The sequence below is a fragment of the Borborobacter xinjiangensis genome (assembly GCF_047739745.1).
Taxonomy (GTDB): Bacteria; Pseudomonadota; Alphaproteobacteria; order Rhizobiales; family Rhizobiaceae; genus Pseudaminobacter.
The window spans coordinates 17,573-39,983 of the sequence record NZ_JBLLVA010000021.1; the positions used below are offsets into that span (position 1 = coordinate 17,573).

Below are 22,411 nucleotides of genomic sequence, written 5' to 3' on the forward strand. Positions count from 1 at the left end.
CCGGCCAGCATTCGGTCTCTCGCACTTGCTCGCTCGATCATTTGGGCTATGTCAGGACCATGCATCATTTGGGCTACGCCAAGGTCATGCGCACATTGAAATCCACAATCGCATTCGCTTTGCTCGCCGCCATCCCGGCTGCGTGGGGCGGCGCCAACGCGCAAGATTTCGATACGCAAAAAGCCACGGTTCACGCGGAAACGGTGGTCGACGGGCTGGAGCATCCATGGGGCCTCGATTTTCTCCCCGGCGGTGACGCAATCGTCACAGAACGTCCCGGCCGCATGCGCATTCTGTCGAAAGGCAAGCTGTCGAAACCGGTTGAAGGCGTCCCCGACGTCGTCGCGCGCGGACAGGGCGGCCTGCTCGACGTCGTCGCCTCCCCCGACTTCGCGTCAGACAATCTGATCTTCTTCGCCTTCTCCGAACCTGGCAAAGGCGGCGCTGGCACTGCCGTCGTTCGGGCCAGGCTGGTGCGAGACCAGGACGGCGCGCGCCTTGAAGATATGACAACCATCTTTTCGATGGCACGGAAGACGCGCACCTCGCATCATTTCGGTTCGCGGCTTGTCTTCGCGCCCGACGGCACGCTCTTCATCACCACGGGCGACCGCGGCCGGGGCCAGCGTGCGCAGGACATGCAGGACAGCGCCGGAGCCATATTACGCGTCGGAACCGACGGGCAGGTCCCTGCCGACAATCCGTACGCCGAAGGTTCGAGAGGCCTTCCCCAGCTCTGGTCCAAGGGTCACCGCAATGTACAGGGGGCGATCTTCGACCCCGTTACCGAAAGCCTGGTGACGGCCGAGCATGGAGCCAAGGGCGGCGACGAGATCAACCGCCCCGAAGCCGGCAAGAACTATGGCTGGCCGGTCGTCAGCTACGGCGTCGACTATTCCGGCGACAAGATCGGCATGGGCACCTCGGGCGAAGGCTACGAGCAGCCGCTCTACTACTGGGATCCGTCGATCGCGCCTTCGGGCCTTGCCGTCTACCAGGGCGAGATGTTTCCCGAATGGAACGGCGATCTTCTCGTCGGATCGCTGAAATTCGCCCTCGTTTCCCGGCTGGAAAGAGACGAGGCCGGCGTGATCACCGGCGAGGAACGCATGTTCGAAGGCGAATTCGGCCGCATCCGCGACATCAACCTCGCGCCCGACGGTTCCGTGTGGCTGCTCACCGACGAGGACGACGGCGCAATCATCCGGCTGTCGCGCGGCGACTGACCGAGAACGCTCAGCCTTTCGTCTTCAGGAATGCCGCTATCTCGCCCGACAGGTCGGTATATTCCTCGCAAGTCGTGCCGCAGCGCTTTTCGATCTCCGCGAGCTGCTTGCGCGCCGAAGCGAGATCGCCAAGCTGCAGATGCGCTTCGCCGAGATATTCGCGAACCAGCGTGTAATCCGGATCGAGCTTCAGGGCCGCCTCGTAGTAGTCGAGGCCGCGCTTCACATCGCCCTGCTTGCGATAGGAATAGCCGAGATAGTTCAGCACGCGCGGATCGGACTTGTTGGCGGCGCGGCTGAGCACACGGATCGCCTCGTCATATTTGCCCGCCAAGGCGAGTTGCCGGCCGGTGTCGTAGAGATCGTCGTCGTCAACGGCGCCGCTGCTCTGCTGCGCCACGCATTTCTTGAGCGCCTTGCTGTAGACCTGGCCTTTCTTGCAGGTCGGAACCGCGTTTCCGCCGGTATCGAACGAGTAGGCCGGCACCGCGACCATGGCCGTGCCCAGGCAGAGGCAGACCGCTTTGATGGCAGTATGGATATGCATGGAATTCCTCCTTCTACACCGCCATAATTGTCCGCACGGGCTGATGCTAACGCATCGGCCAGATCGCATCATCTCAACAAAATGCGAGCGCCGTGCTGCAAATTCCGTCAGCCCTTGAAGATCAGCGCCGCCCCGCCGGCGATCAGCGCAAAGCCGAGCAGGTGGTTCCACGTCAACGCCTCCTTGAGATAGAACACTGAAAACACCGCAAAGACCGACAGGGTGATCACTTCCTGCATGGTTTTGAGTTCGGCCGCCGAATAGGCCTGGCTGCCGATGCGGTTGGCCGGCACTGCCAGCCAATATTCGAAGAAGGCGATCATCCAGCTCACCAGCACCGCTACATAGAGCGCCGAGGTCTTGAACTTCAGATGACCGTACCATGCGAACGTCATGAAGATGTTCGAGACGAGAAGCATCAGGATCGGCAGAATTTTCGGGGATAGGAGCGTGGCCATGCGCAAACCATTCTGGAGGAGGAGCGCCGCCATTTCAGGCCGCCGGCCGAGCCTGTCAATCGCCGCTGAGCTGTAGCCCAAGCAAGCTCCGGAACTGGCCCTGTCAAATTGCCGGAGCGTGGCATAGCTACGGGCTTTCAATTCAGGATATGCCTGCATCTTGACCCGTCTCCAGGCCAATTTCGTCTTGCTTCTTGCCGGCGCCATGTGGGGCATGGGCTTCGTTGCCCAGTCGACGGCGATGGACGCCATTGGTCCGTTCTTCTTCATAGGGCTTCGCTTCCTGCTCGCCACGCTGGTCATCCTGCCCTTTGCGCTTCGCGAATCCGGGCGCGCCAAAGCCACGCTGTCACGGTCGAGCTGGTTGGCCTTCGCGTGGATCGGCGCGCTCTTGTTTGCCTCTTCGGCCACCCAGCAGGTTGGGCTGATGACCACCACGGTCACCAATGCCGGCTTTCTCACCGGGCTTTACGTGGTCATGGTGCCGCTGTTTGCCGTGCTCCTGTTTCGCACCTGGCCGCATCCGGTCGTTTGGCCCGCCGCGATCACCGCAGTGGTGGGCATCTGGCTGATGTCGGGCGGCACGCTCACCGCCCTCGTCGTCGGCGATTGGCTCAACGTGGCGGCGGCCGCTTTCTGCGCGCTCCAGCTCATCTTCATCGGTCGCGCCGCCGCGCCGACAGGGCGGCCGGTCACATTGGCGGTCACCCAATTCGCCGTCTGCGGCGTGCTTGGCCTCGGGGCTGCCTTCGTGCTCGAACCGGTCGACTGGAACGCGGTGCGGCTGGCGCTGCCGGAAATCCTCTATGCCGGAATATTCTCCGGCGGCGCCGCCTTCACCCTGCAGGTGATCGGCCAGCGCTACACCACCGCCCCGCAGGCGGCGATCTTCCTGTCGTCGGAGGCGGTGTTTGCCGGCCTGTTCGGCGCGCTGTTGCTCGGCGAGCGCCTGCCCGCCAGCGGATTGCTCGGTTGCCTGCTGATCTTCGGCGCCATCATCGCCGTCGAAGTCCTGCCGGCTGTTTTGCGCCAGCGCTCGGCGGCCAATCCGTGATTTCGGCGGCGCAATTGCCAAAACCACCAAGGGGACGTGACGTCCCCTATAAATCGGCTATCATCCTTGCGACTTCCGTCAGGAGGACGGCCGTGCAGCAAAAGAGCGAAAGGAACTGGGAACTGTCCATCGGCCCGGACACCGTTCGCATGTTCATCGAAAAAGCCAATGCCATCAGCGCCGCCATCAACGATGACTATGCCGACGGCAGCGAACACGAGGTCGAGCTCGACGGCGACACCCGCGACAACCATCACCATGACGGGTTGGCCGAGGAGAAATCCGAGAACCTGGTGGCCGAGGAACTCCGGCAGTTGCTCGACGACCTCAATGTCGACGAGGCGGCCGAGCTGATCGCGCTGATGTGGATCGGGCGCGGCGATTATGACGGCTCGGAATGGAACGAGGCGCTTGCCGAGGCGCGCCAGCGTGATCTCCGGCGGACCTCGGCCTATCTGCTCGGCATGCCGATGCTGGGCGACTGGCTCGAGGAAGGGCTCGAAGCCATTGGCGCATGACACCCGGCAAGATGCGGATGCGCCGTCGGCGCCCATTGTCGTCGACGCAATTCACATCGGCGCGCTTCGCCCGCTCGGGCCGCAAAATGTGCCGAGCGGCATCGACAAGCAGCCGGTGCATGGACCACAGACGGTCACCAGGCTCGGCCTTCGCGGCGATCATCAGGGCGACACGCGCCATCACGGCGGCGCGGAAAAGGCGCTGCACCACTATGCCCGCGACCACTATCCGGCCTGGCTCGCCGAGGATTCCGGCCTGGCCGAACGGCTCGCCGCCCCGCCGGCCTTCGGCGAGAACATCTCGACGCTTGGCATGACCGAGGCGACCGTCTGCATCGGCGACGTATATCGGCTGGGCACCAGCCTGCTCCAGGTCAGCCAGGGTCGTCAGCCCTGCTGGCGGCTCAATGCCCGCTTCGACCGGCCCGACATGGCGTTTCGCGTGCAGAAAAGCGGACGCACCGGCTGGTACTACCGCGTCCTGCAGGAGGGCACGATCGCGCCCGGCGACCTCATGCTTCTCGACCATCGCCCGCAACCGCGATGGCCGCTCGCCCGCGTCATCGACCTTCTCTACACCCGCACGCTGGACATGGAGGCGCTGGCGGACCTTCGCGACCTGCCGGAACTCGCCACGTCCTGGCGCGATCTCGCCGCCCGCCGCATTGCAACGCATTCGGTCGAGGACTGGAACAGAAGGCTTCGCAGCCCGCAATAGCGTAGCCCGATCGTCATCGACCGTCACCGATCGTGAACGGCGCCCCCCGCAACCAATGGCCCCCTCCGCCGTTTGCGGGCGATGAATTTTTCGCAGCCAGGCAAATGGCCGGCTCTCTCCCTGTTGCTGGCGATGCTTGTGTCCGCAGGCGTCGCGACGGCAGAGCCGGTCGTGCTGCCGCAGGAGGTCCCGGTTCCAAAGGTGCACGCGCCGTCGGCCGGCAATATTCCGCCCGCCAGGCTTGGCGATACACCGGTGCCCGAGCCTCGCCCGGACACCGGCACCACACCGCAAGCCGAGAAGAAAGGCCCGCCGGTGCCATCGGAAAAGCCCGTCCCCCCGGCTGAGAAGGCGCTGCCTCCGGAGCCGCCAGATCCGCGTTCCATCGCACCTCGCCCGGCCACCATGCCGCCGCAGGAAAAAGCCTGCCGCGCACGGCTGCGCGACCTTGGCGTCAAATTCGAGGAACGCCCGCCGCTCTCCGATCCCGCCGGCTGCGCCCTGCCCTGGCCGCTTGAGATACGTTCGCTCGGCAAGGACATCGAGCTTGCGCCGCAAGCCGTCATGAATTGCGCCATCGCCGAGACCGCCGCGCGTTTTGCCCGCGATGTCATCTCGCCCGCCGCCAAAACCGCCTATGGCGAGGAGCTCAAATCCATCGCCCAGGCCTCCGCCTATGTCTGCCGGCCGCGCAACGGCTCGCAAAAACTCTCCGAACACGCTTTCGGCAATGCCCTCGATATTGCCCGCTTCATTTTGTCGAAAGGCACCGAGGTCGATGTTTCGCAGACGCCCGACGCAAAAGCGGCGCAGTTCCTCGATCGCATCCGCAAAGCCGCCTGCGGGCCGTTCAAGACGGTGCTCGGCCCCGGCAGCGATGCCGACCATTCGCTGCATTTCCATTTCGACCTCGCGCCGCGCAAGAATGGCGGAACCTTCTGCCAGTAGCCCGCAAGTTCCGCGCCGCAATGCCGCCACAGGGGTAAAAGCCGCCGCTGATCATTCCTTTACCCTTGGCTGCTATTTTCCACATACCAGGGACAGGGAACCGACCGATGGCCCCATTTCGGGCAATGCTGGCGCGCGCGCAAAAATCCGGCAGCATACGGCTCCTTGCCGGCGGCGCGGCTGCCCTGTTCGCTGCCGGGCTTGCCAGTTCCTGCACCACCGAAAGCTTGATGAACATGCGGCCGGACGTGGATGTCGGCATGCAGACGGCCGCGGTAATGCCGGCTTCCATGCCGCCCGTCGAGATGCCACCCCCGTCTGCCCCGCCCCCAGCGGATTTGGCGCCGATGGAACTACCTGCGGCTGAAGCGCCGACGCCTGCTCCGACAACGGCCGGCCTGCAAACGCTGGTTCCATCCAATCCCTACATGGTCGCCTATCCGCGCCCCGACGCGCCCGCCGCCCCGCCCTCGACGTCGATGCCGGTCGAGGAGATCGATTGCCGCGACGAGCTCAAACGCCTTGGCGTCACCTTCCGCGACCTCGCGCCGATCAACGATGGTGGCGCCTGCCGCATCGACCATCCGGTCAAGGTCTCGGCCATCGGCAGCGTCGGCATGAAGCCCGCCGCGACGCTAAGCTGCCGCATGGCCGCGACCTTTGCCCGCTGGACCCGCAAGGAACTCGTGCCCGCCGCCCGCTGGAAATATTTCTCCGGCGTGAAAACCATCCACCAGGGCTCCAGCTATTCCTGCCGCCGCATCGCCCGCAGCCGCACGCCCTCGCAGCATTCGATGGGCAATGCGCTGGATATCATGCGCATCGAGCTCAACAACGGCCGCGACATCGACGTGCGCAAGCCCGGCTGGTTCTCCTTCCGCCAGCGCGGCTTCCTCAACACGGTGCGTGCCGATGGCTGCTCCTATTTCACCACCGTGCTCGGCCCCGGCTACAATTACGATCACCGCAACCATTTCCATTTCGATATAATGCCGCGAAGGAACGGGCGCGTCGCCTGCCGCTAACAAGGCTCCGTGCAGCCATGCGTCGTCACGCATTGCCGAAGCGCGCCGCTGGCTTTCTCTTGGCCTGCGGCTTTCTCTATATCGGCCTGGCCTACATGGCCGCGCCGGAATACTGGTCGTTCAGGGACCGTCGTCTCGATCGCGCTCCCGAACAGATGCTCACCACGACACCGCAAGGCATTCCGGGCGACCCGATCAATGTCGGGCTGATCGGCTCGAAGGCCGACGTCCTCCACGCCTTCGCCGCCGCGAAATGGAGCCCGGCCGACGCAATCACCCTGCGATCCAGCCTCGAAATCGGCGAAAGCGTGGTCTTCGATCGTCCCTATGCCGATGCACCTGTCAGCACGTTGCTGTTTGACGGGCGAAAACAGGATCTCGCCTTCGAGAAGCCGGTCGGCATCAGCGCCGACCAGCGCCATCATGTCCGCCTTTGGCAGGTCGCGTCGGCCGACACGGAAAAGCCGCCGCTTTGGCTCGGCTCGGCAAGTTATGATCGCGGCGTCGGTTTCAGCCATGACACCGGCCAGATCACCCATCACATCGGCCCCGACATTGACGCGGAGCGCGACTTCCTGGTCTCCCAGCTTACCGCCGCCGGCGTGGTCGGTTCCAGCTACAGCATGGACGGTATTGGCCCGACGACAGCCGGCCGCAATGGCGGCGGCGATCCTTACTTCACCGACGGCATGGCCAGCGTCATCGTGCTGAACCCCATCGATCGCTGACCTGCAGCACGGCGGTGGCATGCCTGGCTCTTGTCCTCTCCCCTGCGCAGCGGGAAGAGGTGGCGAGGCGAAGCCGAGACGGAGCAGGGGGTAAAAGGGAAAGTCCCCGCCATTTCCAATGGCCCCTTGAGAAGCCTCTCGAAGGAGGGCTCCAGAACAAAGGGGGACTAACGGCTGAAAAATTCGCATCGCCTGTGGCCCAATCAATTGCTTTTACCTATTTTCCACTTGGCGGGCCTGATGCTATTGAGCGATTATGCTTTACGTCGAAATCGCCATCGTGGTCGTCCTCATCTGCGTGAACGGCCTTTTGGCCATGTCGGAACTGGCCATCGTTTCGGCCCGGCCCGCCCGGCTCAAAACCATGATCGACCGTCATGTGAAGGGCGCGGCGCGCGCCCTCGAACTCGGCGCCAATCCGGGCAAGTTTCTTTCCACCGTGCAGATCGGCATTACGCTGGTCGGCGTGCTCTCCGGTGCCTTTTCCGGGGCAACGCTCGGCCAGCGGCTTTCGCAGAGCCTGCTTGCCCTCGGCTTGCCGCAGGGCGTCGCCGATCCGCTCGGCGTCGGTATCGTGGTGGCTATCATCACCTATGGCTCGCTGATTGTCGGCGAATTGGTCCCCAAGCAGATCGCGCTGCGCAATCCTGAAGCGGTCGCCAGCCGGGTCGCGCCGTCCATGTACATCCTCGCCATTATCGGCGCCCCGCTCGTCTGGCTGCTCGACATTTCCGGGCGCGGTCTCCTTTGGCTGCTTGGCCAACGCGGCGAGAGCGAGGAGAAAATCACCGACGACGAGATCAAGATGCTGGTGGCCGAAGCCGAGCATCACGGCACCATCGAATCCGACGAGCGCCGCATGATCGCCGGCGTCATGCGGCTTGGCGATCGCGCGGTGCGTGCCGTCATGACGCCGCGCACCGAGGTCGACTGGCTCAATCTCGATTCCGACGAAGCCACGATCAGGAAGCTGTTGATGGAAACGCAGCACTCGCGCCTTCCCGTCGGCGAAGGCAGCGTCGATGCGATGATCGGCGTCGTGCAGACGCGCGAGATCCTGGCCACCATGCTTCGCGGCCGCACGTTGGATCCGCGCAAGAATGTTCGCACCGCCCCCATCGTTCACGACCAGGCCGATGCTCTCGACGTGCTGGCAACGCTCAAACAGTCGGAAGTCCCGGTCGCCCTGGTCCACGACGAATACGGCCATTTCGAAGGAATCGTCACCCCCGCCGACATTCTCGAGGCCATCACCGGCGTGTTCCGCGCCGACCTCGATGCCGATGAGGCGGAAACAGCCGTCCAGCGTGATGACGGTTCATGGCTGCTGGCCGGCTACATGCAGGCCGACGAGATGGCCGACCTGATCGGCGTCGACCTGCCGGAAAGCCGGGACTACGAGACGGTCGCCGGCTACGTGCTGTCGCACATGCATCACCTGCCGACGACCGGTGAGAGCGTCGATGTGCAGGGCTGGCGCTTCGAGGTCGTCGATCTCGACGGCCGCCGCATCGACAAGATACTCGTCTCGCGCCTCGCCACACCGCATCGCAAAGCCGTCATGTAGTCGGAGATTTCCGCCGACAATCAATAGCTTGGCGACCGCTCTTGATTCAGGATGATCACCACATGAACGGCGGACGACAAGGGCAGCCGAGCAAAGAGAGGCGAAGCGGTACGTTGCGCCCAACAAAAAGGGCGACACAAGCGTCGCCCTTTAGCGGAATTGCCGGAGTTCCTCAGGCCGCCTCGGCTCGCACGGCGTCGGCCCCGCGTGCTGCCTTCAACACCCTGGCCCACCAAGCGACGTCGTCCAGCATCGCCTTGGCGCTCTGGTTCAGGTGCTCGATCTCGGACAGTTTCTTGCCCTGCGTCACCGCCAGATAGTCCGGCCACAGAATATGGACGGCCGCCTTGGTCGGCGCCATCTGCAATTCGACGGCGATAAGGCGAAGCTGCTCGACGGCGCGCGCACCGCCGACACCGCCATATCCGACGAAACTCACCGGCTTGCGGTTCCATTCGTTCGCCGCATAGTCGATGGCGTTCTTCAACACGCCTGTCGGCGCATGATTGTATTCGGCGGCGGTGATGATGAAGCCGTCGAGCTCGGCGATCTTCCTTTGCCAGCGCTGCGCCACCTCGTTGGTGGAAGGCGCCCATGCCGGCGACGCTGCCTCCTCGAAAAACGGCATCGGATAATCGCGCAGGTCGACGACCTCGAAATCGATGTCGGTCCGTTCCCTGGCGATATCGGCGATCCACTCGGTCGGCTTGTCGGCAAAGCGCGTTGCGCGCGTCGAGCCGACGATGATGCCGATTTTTGGCTTGGACATATTTCTCTCCTGGTCAAAATCTATGGTATACGTTGGATACCGACGCTATATAGGTAACCATTAGATACCGACGCAAGGAGGCACTTTCTTGAAACCGAGGCACGTTCACCGCAGCGAGGATTGCCGTGCGATCAGCGATATCCTGCAGCGTGTTGGCGACAAATGGACGGTGCTCGTCGTCGGCATGCTCAGCGACGGGCCGATGCGCTTCAACGAATTGCGCAAAGCCATCGGCGGTATTTCGCAGAAGATGCTGACGACCACGCTGCGCGGTCTGGAGCGCGACGGCTTCGTCACGCGAACCTTGTATCCGACCATCCCGCCGCGCGTGGACTACGAATTGACCGAACTCGGCCACCAGTTGCAAGAGCCGGTAAACGCCCTCGCCGACTGGGCGCGCAAGAACACGCTGCGGATCAACCAGGCGCGGGCGCGCTACGACGCGGCGGCGGCCGAAGACTGAGCCGCGTCGCCTACTCCGCCGGCACTGGCGTCGGCCGCCCCTCGCCATCCAGAGCCACCATGATGAAATCGGCGTCGGTCACCTTCTCCATCAGCTCCTGCAGATAGCGCTGCGCCCAGGCTTCGACCTTCAGCGTCATCGAAGTGCGGCCGACTTTTGTCACATGCGTATAAATGCAGAGCGTGTCGCCGATCTTCATCGGTTTGGCGAAGGACATCTCCTTCACCGCCGCCGTCACCACCCTGCCCCTGGCGCGTTCGGCGGCGCGTATCCCGCAGGCAAGGTCCATCTGCGCCATTACCCAGCCGCCGAAAATATCGCCGGCGGCATTGGCATCCGAAGGCATTGCCAGCGTCCGCAGCGTCAGTTCGCCTGCCGGCCTGCCGTCAGCATACTTCACCATGCCGCCTGTCCTCCGAATTCGATCCCTTCTGGATGGCAGCAAGATCGTCCGGCGACAAGCCCCGGTCGCATTTTTCACAAGCCGTGACGGATGCTGCGATGGCGGCCAGCACCTGCAAACGCTAGGATGAATCGACATGTGAGCCAGTTCGCGGGCGGCGTTTGATTTCAAATGCAAACCTCTGATTTCATTGTCGTCGGCGCGGGCTCTGCCGGTTCGGTTGTCGCCGAACGACTCTCCGCGAACGGTCGCTTTTCAGTGCTGGTGCTGGAGGCCGGCGGCAGCGACCGCCGCTTCTACGTGCAGATGCCGCTTGGCTACGGCAAGACCTTCTTCGACCCCGCCGTCAACTGGAACTACCGCACCGAGCCGGACCCCGGCCTCAACGGCAATGCCGATCACTGGCCGCGCGGCAAGCTGCTCGGCGGCTCCAGTTCCATTAATGCGATGGTGTGGATCAGAGGCGCGGCCGAGGACTACGATGCCTGGGCGGCCGCCGGCAATCCCGGCTGGGCCTATGCCGACCTCCTGCCGCTGTTCCGCCAGTTCGAGGACAATGAGGCCGGCGCCGACCAATGGCGCGGCCGCGGCGGCCCCCTCCACATCACTGACAACCGCGCCCGCATACACCCGCTTACCCAGCGCTTCCTGAAAGCCGGCATCGAGGCCGGCCTCACCTTGAATCAGGACTTTAACGGCGCTGCCCAAGAGGGCGTCGGCATCTACCAGATCACCACTCGTAACGGGCGGCGCATGTCGGCCTCGCGCGCCTTTCTGCGGCCGGCGATGAAGCGCGCTAATGTCCGCCTCGAAACCCATGCGCTGGCGACCAAAATCCTGTTCGATGGCAGGCGTGCCGCCGGCGTCGAGTATCTGCGCAATGGCCGGGCCGTCACTGCCCTTGCCGGGCGCGAGGTCATCGTCAGCGCCGGCACAGTCGCCACGCCGCAATTGCTGCAGCTTTCCGGCATTGGCCCGGCCGGCCTGCTCCAGAGGTTCGGCATTCCGGTGGTCCACGCCAGTGCCCACGTCGGCGAAAACCTGCAGGACCATCTCGGCATCAACTATACCTACAAGGCCAGCCTGCCGACGCTGAACCAAATTCTCCGGCCATGGTGGGGCAAGCTGCTCGTCGGCACGCAATATCTGCTGCTGCGTCGCGGCCCGCTGTCGATGAGCATGAACCAGGGCGGCGGCTTCTTCCGCACCGATCCGGGCCAGCCGCGCCCCAACATGCAGCTCTATTTCCAGGCCTTCTCCACCGTCATCCCGCGGCTCGGCGAGCGGCCGATCCTGTCGCCCGATCCCTGGCCGGGTTTCTCCATTGGCCTGTCGAACTGCCGCCCCACCAGCCGCGGCTCGATCACGATCCGCTCGCCCGATCCGCGCGATCATCCCAGGATCGTCGCCAATGCCTATTCGACAGAGCGGGACGTTTCCGAAATGCTCGCCGCGGTGAAATTCGTGCGCAGGCTCGCTTCCATGCCCGCACTGGCCGGAATCATCGAGGCGGAGATGCTGCCCGGCCCAGCCTGCCTCACCGACGATGAACTGGTTGCCGATTTCCGCGCCCGCAGCGGCACCGTCTATCATCCGGTCTCGACCTGCCGCATGGGCCCCGATCCCTCCAGATCGGTCGTCGACCCGCGCCTCAAGGTCCACGGCCTCTCATCCCTGCGCATTGTCGACGCCTCGATTTTCCCCGACAGTATCACCGGCAACACCAACGCCGCCGCCATCGTTACGGGTTGGAAGGGGGCGCAGATGATTCTGGAGGATTGGCAATGAGCAAGGTTGCCCCTCATCCCCTGCCGCAGGGAGAAGGAGGCCCGAAGGGCCGGATGAGGGGAAAGGCCGCAACGGAGGAAAACATCCATGAAAATCACCGACGTCAAAACCTTCGTGGTCGCCAATCCACCGCCCGGCATCGGCGGGCGCTATTTCATCTTCGTCAGGCTCACCACCGATGCCAATGTCGTCGGCTATGGCGAAGCCTACAGCGCCGCCTTCGGCCCGCACGTCACCGCTAGGATGATCGAGGATGTCGCCGCACGCTATCTCGTCGGCCACGACCCGCATGACGTGGAAAACTTCTTCCGCCGCGCCTATTCCTCCGGCTTCTCGCAGCGGCCGGACCCATCCGTCATGGGCTGCGTCTCGGCGCTGGAGATCGCCTGCTGGGACATCATCGGCAAGGAGGCCGGCAAGCCGGTCTACAAGCTGCTCGGCGGCCGGGTGCATGAAACGCTGCGCAGCTACACCTATCTCTACCCGGCCGCCGGCAGCGCCGTCCCGGCCGAGGCCGAAAATCCCGAACGCAACGTCTACAACGACCCCGAACTCGCCGCCGAATGCGCGCTCGCCTATGTCGAGCAGGGCTTCAACGCCGTGAAGCTCGATCCCGCCGGCCCCTACACCGCCTTTGACGGCCACCAGCCGCGCCTTGCCGACATCGATCTGTCGGCGCGCATGCTCAAGGCCATCCGCGAGGCTGTCGGCACGAGAGCCGACATCCTTTTCGGCACGCATGGCCAGTTCACCGCGGCAGGCGCGCTGCGCCTGGCCCGCGCCATCGAACCCCATGATCCGCTCTGGTTCGAGGAGCCGGTGCCGCCGGACGCGCCGGAAGCGATGGCCGAGGTGGCGCGCGGCACCTCCATTCCCGTCGCCGCTGGCGAACGGCTGACGACCAGATGGGAGTTCGCCCGCCTCATCGAAAGCCGCGCTGCCGCCATCCTCCAGCCCAATCTCGGCCGCTGCGGCGGCATCCTCGAGGCCAAGAAGATCGCGGCGATGGCCGAGACCCACCACATCCAGATTGCACCGCATTGCTATTGCGGGCCGATCGTCGGGGCCGCCAATATCCAGCTTTCGGTGACGCTGCCGAATTTCCTCATCCTTGAGTCGCTCAAGACCTGGGATGGCTTCCACGCCAAGCTCCTGAAGAACAAGATCGAGTGGCAGCAGGGCCACGTCATCCCTTCGACGGAACCCGGCCTCGGCGTCGAGCTCGACGAGGCGGTCTGCGAGGCCCATCCCTGGACGGGAAGCGAGCTTCACCTGGAGATGTCGCCGAAACCGCTGTTTCCCTGAGCCCAAAAAGCGATTCCGCATCAGCGGCTTGGCGAAGGAAACGGAATCCGGCTGTCAAAAGCACGAGCTGTCGGATCGAAGGATCACGCCCGCATCGGCAGCTTGATTGTCGTGAACACATCCACCTAAAGTTGTAGTCAGTATATCGGCCTTCTCCATAATCACGTCTTTAAACAACGAAATCCCTTCCTATAGATTTCCGCTTTTGACGCGCTCTGACCAGAGCAAAGGGGACCTGAAATGCACATTCAGCCCGATACCATGCGTTCGAAATTCCAGCCAAACCCGCCGCTTGATTTCGCATGGCTCGAAATCACCAACCGCTGCAATCTGCAGTGCAGCCATTGTTATGCGGAGTCGAGCCCCTATTCAGGCGAGAAGGACCTTCTCACGGTTCAGCAATATCTTGGACTCCTGCAGGATCTTCACCGCCTCGGCTGCACGAAGGTGCAGTTCATCGGCGGTGAACCGACGCTCAATCGCGATCTGCCTCGCCTCATCACGGAAGCCCGCCGGCTGGGCTTCGAATTCGTCGAAGTATTCACCAATCTTGTCGCGCTGGATGAATCTCTGCTTCGCCACTTCGTGGAAAACCAGGTAGCGGTCGCCACTTCCTTCTATTCGGCGCGCGAAGAAATCCATGATGCCGTCACCACGCGTAAGGGCAGCTTCCGGCGAACCGTGGCAAATATCCGCCGTGTACTTTCGGCCAAGCTCAGCTTCCGGGCCGGCATCATATTGATGGACATGAATCGGGATCACGCAGACGAAACCAAAGCGTTCCTTGAGGCGCTCGGCGTGGAAAACATCGGCTTCGATCATGTCCGCCAGTTCGGTCGCGCGACCGGCGAAACCGCATGCGGCATGGACGAGCTGTGTGGAAGCTGCGCGGGCGGGACCATCTCGATCGGCCCCGACGGCATCGTTGCACCTTGCAACATGTCCAAGCAATGGGCAGTCGGATCGGTGCTTGAAAGGCCGCTCGAAGCCATTTTGAGCTCACAGCAACTAACCGATATCCGGCACCGAATTCATGACGCCGTCATCGCGCCCGCAAGATCGGCCGAAGAGTTGAAGATGACCTGTGTTCCGAAGACCTGCGGTCCTTATGACGCTTGCTGCCCGACCACCCAGGCTTGTGGACCATGCGCTCCGAACGGCTGTAGTCCTTGCGCCCCGAAGGGCTGAACCTGCGTCGTTCAAACGAAGCCGACGCCATGCGCTGAAACGCGGCCGATTGGGGGCTCGCAGACTCGCGCGCTGATTGGACCAGCGCGCGAATCCCGCTTCACAATGATTCGCGCTTCTGTCATGCATTGTGGCGATTGCCTGTCGCCCTTGCTTCCGGAAGTCTTCCTTGCACCCCTCGATCGAAATTCTCGGCGCCGCCGCCGCCTTCATCACCACGTTCTGCTGGCTGCCGCAGATCCTGAAGATACGCCGCGAGAAGAAGGCGGCCGATATTTCCCTGGTCACCAACGGCGCGCTTGCCGGCGGCATCTTCCTTTGGATCATCTACGGCGCGCTCATCGGCTCATGGCCGGTCATCATGGCCAATACGGTCACCTTCCTGTTCATCGGCGCCATCGTCGCATTGAAGCTGCGCTACGGCTGAGCTGGCAGTGCCTGAGCACCGGAAGCGCATCAGGTGACCGGCAGAGCAGAGTTCCAGACGGATTCTCAGGCTCTTTGGCTTGGCGTCCACCGGTCGTCCGGATTTGCAAAATGCTTCCAGCCGCGATCGCGCGCGCGCCCGAGAGCCGCACGGTAGATGGCCTCGATCCGGGGCAGGATCGCTTCGGGTGACAGCTTGGCCGCCACCATGCGCCGGTCGGCTGCCCCCGCCTCGCCAAGCGATGTCGTCTCGCGGCATAGCCGATCCACCGCCTTTGCCATGCCATCCACCTCGCCCACCGGAAGCAAGCGATCGGCCGGCAGCAGCTCCGACATGTTGCCGACATCGGTGGAGATCACCGGCACGGACTGCGCCATCGCCTCCAGCGGCGCAATCGGCGCTTCCTCGACCCTGGACACGCACAGGAATATGTCCATTGCCGAGATCAGCGAAACCGCATCTTCCCGGTGCCCGGCCAGATGCACGCGCCCCGCAAGCGCCGGATCGGCAAGCGCCTCGCGCCAGCCCGGCAGTTCGTCGCCCTCGGATGCGTCGCCGATCAGCAGCAATTCCGCGTCATGTCCTATCGCGAGCAGTCGCTTGAGCACCAGCAGCGCATCCACCTGGTTCTTGCGCGCGTCTATCTTTCCGACCGCGCCAAGCAGCAGCGTGTCGTCGCGGATGCCGAGCTCGCGGCGCGCGGCAGCCCTTGCCTCGGCCGTCACCGGCTGGACACTGGCGAGATCGAACATGTTCGGGACGACATGCATGCGGCTGCGCGAAACAAGGAGCCGGCTCGTATAATAGTCCGCGGTCGGCCGGCTCAGCCCCACCACCGCATGGGCGAAGCGCCAGGGAATCTGGAACCGGCGCGCATGCGCCGTCATCACCGCGGGCGTGCCGTCGACAATGGTGTAGATCATCGCCAGCTTGTTGGCCCGGTTGCCATGGGCATGAACCAGTGCGCGGCCCCAGTCGCGGATCGGATAGCCTGTCTTGCGCAGCTCGGCGGGGCTGGTCTTGAAGCTGGATTCCAGCTTCTTCAGCGGCCCGGCGAATGTCTGGCGTCCGATCCATGAGTCACGCGGATAGACCAGCATCACCTCATGGCCGGCGCGGATCTGCGCGTCGATCAGCATCTTCGTGCTGGTTGCCACGCCGTTCAACGCGCTATGGCCTACGAGGTGGGCAATCTTCATCGAAATCAGCCGTTGTTGGTTGGCGAAGGGCGGACGGTCGGCCTCCCTCCTAGCGCGTTCCGCAGCATTGCGCAAAGCTGCCGTTCAGCCTCGCGATGGACGGAATGCTCCTGACACCGCACTGTCAGGAAGCCGCCGGCAATGTTCAAATCGGCCGTCGGGCTCTTTCCATTCCAGCGAACTCCCACCATATTCGCCGCATGGTCAAAACTCCCGCAAAGAAGGGCGGCGGCTTCGAGGAAGCGCCGCAGGCTGAATTTACCGGCGCGCCGCTGACCGGCTCGATCTCCGATTGGGCCGGGCAGATCGCCAAGGAGGCGGAGCGCCGCCCCTCATCCCCTACCGGACCTTCTCCCCGTGGAAACGGGGAGAAGGATGACGGCCGCGACGCTGACGCCCCCCTCTCCCCGTTCTCGCGGGGAGAGGGTAAGGGTGAGGGGCAACAGAAAGCTGCCAAGCCCAGCAAAAAAATCCCCGAGCGCTTAGCCGCCGCCACGCGCACCGCGCGCGGCACCTCGATGGGCGGCGCCGCCACCGCGAGAGAACGCGCCGCGGCCGGCCTGAACCCGGTCGCCGGCCTCGATGTCTCACTTGAAGAGGCCGAGAAACTGCTTGCAAGTCTCCGCCCGAAGGGCGGCAAGCGCGACCGCGCGTCGGCCGGCCAGGCCGCCCCCGCTGAGCCCAGCGCGCAGCGCGATACGGGCCTGAGCGAAATAAGCGGCGTCACCGCCACCGTGGCCGCCCTTTCGGCGCTGATCGAATCCGGCAACCCGCTGCACAAGAACGGGCAGGCATGGGTTCCGCACCGCCCCGCCCGCCAGGAGAAATCCGAAGGCGGACTGGCGATTAAGATGGTCTCCGACTTCGAACCCGCCGGCGACCAGCCGACCGCCATCAACGATCTTGTCGCCGGCATCGGCGACAACGACCGCACCCAGGTGCTGCTCGGCGTCACCGGCTCGGGCAAGACCTTCACCATGGCCAAGGTCATTGAGGAGACGCAGCGTCCCGCCCTTATCCTGGCGCCCAACAAGACGCTCGCCGCCCAGCTCTATTCGGAGTTCAAGAAGTTCTTCCCCGACAATGCGGTGGAGTATTTCGTCTCCTATTACGACTACTACCAGCCCGAGGCCTATGTGCCGCGCACCGACACCTTCATCGAGAAGGAATCGTCGATCAACGAGCAGATCGACCGCATGCGCCACTCCGCCACCCGCTCGCTCCTGGAGCGCGACGATGTCATCATCGTCGCCTCGGTCTCCTGCATCTACGGTATCGGCTCGGTCGAGACCTATACGGCCATGACCTTCCAGATGGAGGTCGGCGACCGGCTCGACCAGCGCCAGTTGCTCGCCGACCTCGTCGCCCAGCAATATAAGCGCCAGGACATCAATTTCGTGCGCGGCTCGTTCCGCGTGCGCGGCGACACCATCGAGATTTTCCCGGCCCACCTTGAGGATTCCGCCTGGCGCATCTCCATGTTCGGCGACGAGATCGAGGCGATCACCGAATTCGATCCGCTGACCGGCCAGAAGACCGGCGACCTCAAGAGCGTCAAGATCTACGCCAATTCGCACTATGTCACGCCGCGCCCGACGCTCAACCAGGCGATCAAGTCGATCAAGGAGGAGCTCAAGCACCGTCTGGCCGAGTTGGAGAAGGCCGGCCGCCTGCTGGAGGCGCAGCGGCTGGAGCAGCGCACCCGCTTCGACCTGGAGATGCTGGAGGCGACCGGCTCCTGCGCCGGCATCGAGAACTATTCGCGCTATCTCACCGGGCGCGCGCCCGGCGAGCCGCCGCCCACTCTGTTCGAATATGTGCCGGACAATGCGCTGATCTTCATCGATGAAAGCCACGTCACCATCCCGCAGATCGGCGGCATGTATCGCGGCGACTTCCGCCGCAAGGCAACCCTCGCCGAATATGGCTTCCGCCTGCCCTCCTGCATGGACAACCGCCCGCTGCGCTTCGAGGAGTGGGACGCGATGCGCCCGCTCTCCATAGCCGTCTCGGCCACGCCGGGTGGCTGGGAGATGGAACAGTCCGGCGGCGTCTTCGCCGAGCAGGTTATCCGCCCCACCGGCCTGATCGATCCGCCGGTCGAGGTGCGCCCGGCCAAGACCCAGGTCGACGATGTCGTCGGTGAAATCCGCGAAACCACCGCCGCCGGCTACCGCACGCTGGTCACCGTGCTCACCAAGCGCATGGCCGAAGACCTCACCGAATATCTGCACGAGCAGGGCGTGCGCGTGCGCTACATGCATTCCGACATCGACACGCTGGAGCGCATCGAGATCCTGCGCGACCTGCGCCTCGGCGCCTTCGACGTGCTGGTCGGCATCAACCTGTTGCGCGAGGGCCTCGACATTCCCGAATGCGGCTTCGTCGCCATCCTCGACGCCGACAAGGAAGGTTTTCTCCGCTCCGAAACCTCGCTGATCCAGACCATCGGCCGCGCCGCGCGCAATGTCGACGGCAAGGTCATCCTCTACGCCGACCAGATCACCGGCTCCATGGAGCGGGCGATGGCCGAAACCAATCGCCGCCGCGAAAAGCAGATGGCGTGGAACGAGGCCAACGGCATCACGCCGGAAAGCGTCAAGTCACGCATTTCCGACATTCTGGAATCGGTCTACGAGAAGGACCATGTGCGCGCCGACATTTCCGATTTCGCCGCCGATGGCGCCATGGTCGGCAACAACCTCAAGACGCATCTGGAAGCGCTCGACAAGCAGATGCGCGACGCCGCCGCCGATCTCGACTTCGAGCGCGCCGCCCGCATCCGCGACGAGATCAAGCGCCTGCGCGAGGCCGAGCTTGCCATTTCCGACGACCCGCTCGCCCGCTATGCCGAGGCCGAAAGTCCGGTTTCCGGCCGCGAGAAGGGCAAGCACAACAAGGGCCGGGCGCGGCATAGAACCGTGGGCGAAGGGGAAGATGACGGCGCGAGCACCCTCTTCCGCAAGCCGCATCTGGACGAGATGGGCGCCGACGGCGCCGTGCCGGTGAAGAAGCCGCTGTTCCAGAAGCCTTCGCTGGACGACATGGGGCCGGGCACCGACGCGGCGAAACCCGCCGGCGCGATCTCGCGCTCGCTGTTCAAGAAGCAGACCGCCGCCGAGGCCCACGGTTCGGACTACGGCGTGCCGGAGGACTCGCGCCGCTCACTTTTCAAGAAGAACTCGCTCGACGAAATGACCGTCCGCCGCACCGAAAAGCCGGTTCAGGGCGTCAAGCCGGCAAAGCCGGATCTTCCTTCTCCCCGTTCACGAGGAGAAGGTGGCCCGGAGGGCCGGATGAGGGGCAGCGCCGACCAACCCCGGGACGACGCGCCAAAACCCATCCACCGCGAGCGCGCCGGCATCGGCTCCTACGAAGACCCTGCCGATCGACGCCAGAAGCGCCGCCCGGGGAAGTCCGGCAGGCCGGGCCGGTAAGCCGCGCGACCTTTCTCCCGTCCACGGCGCGCAGGGCGCTACTGCGTTGCGATATCGTTCGCTGCCGGCAAGCCGTCGCTTGCTCCCGCTTTGACAAGCCCTTCGCGGAGGTGTTGCGCGTCGGATTCCTGGGCGTAGTGCAACGTGGCAAGGAACGATTCGATGCCAAACTCGGGAGCGAGCGCTCTGGCCTTCTCCAGATGGGCGGAAGCAGCGATGCCATCGCCGAGCCAGCCGTAGCAGGCGGCAATGAACGCATGCTGGACGTCATCCATGGTCGATAGGTGCATGAATGCCTCGATCGCCTCGCCATACTGACGCGCAGCGAAATGCGCCTTCCCGAGATGGCTCCAAAATCGTTCGGGATGATGGGGATTGAGCCGCATCGCCTTTCGGATCCACTCTACCCCCTCTTCCGGCCGCCCCAGCCACGTCAGAAGCTCGCCTTGCTGGACCACCACCAGGTCGTAATTGGGGTTCAGGAAAAGGGCCCGCTCCTGGTGATAACGTGCCGTCGTCAGCTCGTTGTTGTTCACGTTCACCGCAGCGAGAATGCGATGCACATCGGCGTCGTTGTCGTCCAGCGCCAACGCGCGCTCCAGTTCGGCGACGATCTCGGCCCAGACCGCGTCCTTGTCGTCACACCATCCGTGGACCCACGCTTGCCCGAGGATGCAGGCCCGCCAGGCATGGGCATGCGCATAGCCGGGGTCGAGTGCGACGGCCCTGTCTATGAGCAACCGGGCCTGTTCATTATCCGCAACCGTGCCGCGGTGGTGCAGCACCTTGGCTGCAAGAGCGCACTCGTAGGCGGCCATGTTCGCCGGTTTCGTGCGGGCGAGCTGATCTCGCTGGGCAGCCTCTACGCGCCCGGGGAGAGTGGCGGCTATCGCGGCCGTCACCTCGTCCTGGATGGCGAAAATGTCATCCAGTCTTCGGTCGTATTTGTCAGCCCAGACATGGGCATCGTTGATCGCATCGACGAGCTGAACCGTCACGCGCACCCTGTCGCCGATCTTCCGGACGCTGCCCTCCACCAGGTATTGAGCCCCAAGCCTTCCGGCCACCTCACGCACGTTAACCGGCTGGTTCTTGTAGACGAAACTGGAATTGCGCGAGATGACGAAGAGCTCGTGGCGGCGGGACAGTTCGGTGATGATGTCTTCGGTCAGACCGTCCGCGAAAAACTCCTGGTCGGAATCGCCGCTCATATTGTTGAACGGCAGCACCACGATCGAGGGTTTGGAGACGGCTCGCTTCGCGTCAGTCTCTTCCGAGGAAGCCGGCAGGACGGAGCCTTCGAGCCCAACACGAAAAAGATGCACGGGGCGGCTGATGTTCTTCAGCATCTTCTCGCCCAAATCCTCGACGGGCACTTCGAGGCGGTCGGCAATTTGCGTCGCCACTGCAGCCGTCACGCAGATACCCCCGACATCGGCCAATTGTTCGATGCGAGCGGCGATATTCACGCCATCGCCAAAGATGTCGTCGTCGTCGAAAATGATGTCGCCGAGATTGATGCCGATCCTGAATTCGATCCGCCGATCCTGGGCCACGTCGGCATTGCGCCGCTTCATGCGCTGCTGGATCTCGATGGCGCATTTCACCGCGTCGGTCACGCTCTGGAATTCGACAAGCATGCCGTCGCCCGTCGTCTTGATGATCCGGCCCTTGTTCTTTGCGATGGCGGGATCGATCAATTCTATCCGGTGCGTTCTGAGGCGGGCGATCGTGCCTGCTTCATCGGCCTCCATCAGCCGACTATAGCCTGCCATATCGGCCGCCAGTACTGCGGCGAGCCTCTGTTCCATCGATTTGCCAACGGAACGAATTCTATCGCACCCCGTCGCAATCGCCTACCTACTAAATTAGCGTCACCTTTATTAGTGCCCCGCTCTAAAGGAAGCTCGGCGGCGAACGCTCCCTGTCAAGAAGGGCTGACGGCCGCCGTCCCTTCTCCCGTGCCGAAGCTTTCCTTCTCCCCGTTCACGGGGGTTCGAAGGGCGGGCCGAGACAAGTGGCTCGGCCCCGGCGGTGGCCAGCAGGGCCGGATCAAGAGGCAGCGCTCCGTCGTACCAGTTGGGTACCACCGCCGCCGCATCGTCATCCTCGGGCTTGACCCGAGGATCCATGCCTCGCCCGAACGAGCAGCGCTCATACGGCAAAATCTCCGGGCGCCGGTGGTTTCACGCAATATTCTGCTTCGCCTGCCTTGCCCCGACATGCCGGGCGAAATTGTCCAGGATCGCCTGCCAACCATCGCGCTGCTGTTCCAACGGGTACTCGGTCTCGGCGTCGAAGGTTACACGGACAACAACCGCATCTGCGTCCGGATCGAACTCGACCGTCGCAGTGCGGTCGCCGAATGCATAATCGATGCGCTTGTACTCCACGATCTTCGTGTAGGTGCCCGCGAAGTCGAATCCCATGCTGCCATCCTTTGCCTCCATCCGGGAGGAGAATGCGCCGCCCTCGCGCAGGTCCACCGTCGCGGCAGGGCAGTGCCAGTCATCCGAGGCGGAATTCCAGTGCATGATGTCTTCAGGTGTGGTGTAGGCCCGCCAGACCTCCTCAACCGGTGCCGCGACAGAGGTTTCAACGCAGATTCTTTCAGTGCCCATTGTTCGCTCCCAATTAGTAGCT

At 63.7% G+C, this 22,411-nt stretch carries 21 protein-coding genes; 14 read left to right on the forward strand and 7 right to left on the reverse strand.

Annotation, left to right across the window (positions count from 1 at the left end):
- The first annotated feature begins 59 nt into the window (after positions 1-59).
- On the forward strand, positions 60-1,226 hold the full coding sequence (locus tag ACLKMW_RS19265; RefSeq protein WP_415726129.1) for a PQQ-dependent sugar dehydrogenase: 1,167 nt from the start codon (positions 60-62) through the stop codon (positions 1,224-1,226).
- Positions 1,227-1,236: 10 nt separating this feature from the next.
- On the opposite strand, the gene ACLKMW_RS19270 is transcribed toward ACLKMW_RS19265, so the two are convergent.
- Together ACLKMW_RS19270 and ACLKMW_RS19275 are read right to left on the reverse strand one after the other, a co-directional pair.
- Positions 1,237-1,773, reverse strand: coding sequence for a tetratricopeptide repeat protein (locus ACLKMW_RS19270; protein WP_415726130.1), 537 nt, complete (start codon positions 1,771-1,773; stop codon positions 1,237-1,239).
- Between the two features lie 107 nt (positions 1,774-1,880).
- A complete protein-coding gene (locus tag ACLKMW_RS19275; RefSeq protein ID WP_415726207.1) occupies positions 1,881-2,231 on the reverse strand; it encodes a DMT family protein in 351 nt (116 codons plus the stop codon).
- 160 nt (positions 2,232-2,391) lie between these two features.
- Between ACLKMW_RS19275 and ACLKMW_RS19280 the strand changes: the two genes are divergently transcribed.
- The 7 genes from ACLKMW_RS19280 to ACLKMW_RS19310 all read left to right on the forward strand — a co-directional run bounded on the left by ACLKMW_RS19280 (position 2,392) and on the right by ACLKMW_RS19310 (position 8,789).
- Entirely contained in the window at positions 2,392-3,285 is an 894-nt protein-coding gene (locus ACLKMW_RS19280) for a DMT family transporter (protein ID WP_415726131.1), read from the forward strand.
- Between the two features lie 92 nt (positions 3,286-3,377).
- Positions 3,378-3,803 carry a DUF3775 domain-containing protein gene (locus ACLKMW_RS19285; protein WP_415726132.1) on the forward strand — a complete coding sequence of 142 codons (426 nt, stop codon included), beginning with the start codon at positions 3,378-3,380 and terminating at the stop codon, positions 3,801-3,803.
- The gene (locus ACLKMW_RS19290) at positions 3,793-4,521 is read left to right on the forward strand and encodes an MOSC domain-containing protein (protein WP_415726133.1); all 729 of its coding nucleotides are present in this window, start codon (positions 3,793-3,795) and stop codon (positions 4,519-4,521) included. Before ACLKMW_RS19285 ends, ACLKMW_RS19290 begins: the two co-directional genes overlap by 11 nt.
- A 132-nt stretch (positions 4,522-4,653) precedes the next feature.
- Positions 4,654-5,469 carry an extensin-like domain-containing protein gene (locus tag ACLKMW_RS19295; protein ID WP_415726134.1) on the forward strand — a complete coding sequence of 272 codons (816 nt, stop codon included), beginning with the start codon at positions 4,654-4,656 and terminating at the stop codon, positions 5,467-5,469.
- A 107-nt stretch (positions 5,470-5,576) separates the two neighbouring features.
- On the forward strand, positions 5,577-6,494 hold the full coding sequence (locus ACLKMW_RS19300; RefSeq protein WP_415726135.1) for an extensin-like domain-containing protein: 918 nt from the start codon (positions 5,577-5,579) through the stop codon (positions 6,492-6,494).
- A 17-nt stretch (positions 6,495-6,511) separates the two neighbouring features.
- A complete protein-coding gene (locus ACLKMW_RS19305) occupies positions 6,512-7,222 on the forward strand; it encodes an LssY C-terminal domain-containing protein (RefSeq protein WP_415726136.1) in 711 nt (236 codons plus the stop codon).
- A 256-nt stretch (positions 7,223-7,478) separates the two neighbouring features.
- Complete coding sequence (locus ACLKMW_RS19310; RefSeq protein ID WP_415726137.1) at positions 7,479-8,789, forward strand: hemolysin family protein; 1,311 nt, start codon at positions 7,479-7,481, stop codon at positions 8,787-8,789.
- Positions 8,790-8,961: 172 nt separating this feature from the next.
- Here the strand turns inward: ACLKMW_RS19310 and ACLKMW_RS19315 are convergent, their stop codons facing one another.
- The gene (locus tag ACLKMW_RS19315; protein WP_415726138.1) at positions 8,962-9,558 is read right to left on the reverse strand and encodes an NADPH-dependent FMN reductase; all 597 of its coding nucleotides are present in this window, start codon (positions 9,556-9,558) and stop codon (positions 8,962-8,964) included.
- An 88-nt stretch (positions 9,559-9,646) separates the two neighbouring features.
- On the opposite strand from ACLKMW_RS19315, the gene ACLKMW_RS19320 reads away from it, so the two are divergent.
- Positions 9,647-10,021: a winged helix-turn-helix transcriptional regulator gene (locus ACLKMW_RS19320; RefSeq protein ID WP_415726139.1), complete on the forward strand. Its 375-nt coding sequence runs from the start codon at positions 9,647-9,649 to the stop codon at positions 10,019-10,021.
- Between the two features lie 10 nt (positions 10,022-10,031).
- On the opposite strand, the gene ACLKMW_RS19325 is transcribed toward ACLKMW_RS19320, so the two are convergent.
- Positions 10,032-10,424, reverse strand: a complete 393-nt coding sequence (locus tag ACLKMW_RS19325; RefSeq protein ID WP_415726140.1) for an acyl-CoA thioesterase — start codon at positions 10,422-10,424, stop codon at positions 10,032-10,034.
- 171 nt (positions 10,425-10,595) lie between these two features.
- Between ACLKMW_RS19325 and ACLKMW_RS19330 the strand changes: the two genes are divergently transcribed.
- From ACLKMW_RS19330 to ACLKMW_RS19345, 4 genes are all read left to right on the forward strand, one after another.
- Positions 10,596-12,212 carry a GMC family oxidoreductase gene (locus tag ACLKMW_RS19330; protein ID WP_415726141.1) on the forward strand — a complete coding sequence of 539 codons (1,617 nt, stop codon included), beginning with the start codon at positions 10,596-10,598 and terminating at the stop codon, positions 12,210-12,212.
- An 87-nt stretch (positions 12,213-12,299) separates the two neighbouring features.
- On the forward strand, positions 12,300-13,517 hold the full coding sequence (locus ACLKMW_RS19335; RefSeq protein ID WP_415726142.1) for a mandelate racemase/muconate lactonizing enzyme family protein: 1,218 nt from the start codon (positions 12,300-12,302) through the stop codon (positions 13,515-13,517).
- Positions 13,518-13,778: 261 nt separating this feature from the next.
- The gene (locus ACLKMW_RS19340; protein ID WP_415726208.1) at positions 13,779-14,705 is read left to right on the forward strand and encodes a radical SAM protein; all 927 of its coding nucleotides are present in this window, start codon (positions 13,779-13,781) and stop codon (positions 14,703-14,705) included.
- A gap of 169 nt (positions 14,706-14,874) precedes the next feature.
- Positions 14,875-15,132, forward strand: a complete 258-nt coding sequence (locus tag ACLKMW_RS19345) for a SemiSWEET family sugar transporter (RefSeq protein ID WP_415726143.1) — start codon at positions 14,875-14,877, stop codon at positions 15,130-15,132.
- 65 nt (positions 15,133-15,197) lie between these two features.
- Here ACLKMW_RS19345 and ACLKMW_RS19350 read toward each other — a convergent pair whose 3' ends face one another.
- Complete coding sequence (locus tag ACLKMW_RS19350; RefSeq protein WP_415726144.1) at positions 15,198-16,331, reverse strand: glycosyltransferase family 4 protein; 1,134 nt, start codon at positions 16,329-16,331, stop codon at positions 15,198-15,200.
- A 200-nt stretch (positions 16,332-16,531) separates the two neighbouring features.
- Here ACLKMW_RS19350 and uvrB point away from each other — a divergent pair, with 200 nt between their 5' ends.
- Entirely contained in the window at positions 16,532-19,768 is a 3,237-nt protein-coding gene (gene uvrB, locus ACLKMW_RS19355; protein WP_415726145.1) for an excinuclease ABC subunit UvrB, read from the forward strand.
- Between the two features lie 38 nt (positions 19,769-19,806).
- Here the strand turns inward: uvrB and ACLKMW_RS19360 are convergent, their stop codons facing one another.
- Positions 19,807-21,579, reverse strand: a complete 1,773-nt coding sequence (locus ACLKMW_RS19360) for an adenylate/guanylate cyclase domain-containing protein (RefSeq protein WP_415726146.1) — start codon at positions 21,577-21,579, stop codon at positions 19,807-19,809.
- 375 nt (positions 21,580-21,954) lie between these two features.
- Positions 21,955-22,389, reverse strand: a complete 435-nt coding sequence (locus ACLKMW_RS19365) for an SRPBCC family protein (RefSeq protein WP_415726147.1) — start codon at positions 22,387-22,389, stop codon at positions 21,955-21,957.
- Positions 22,390-22,411 lie beyond the last annotated feature (22 nt).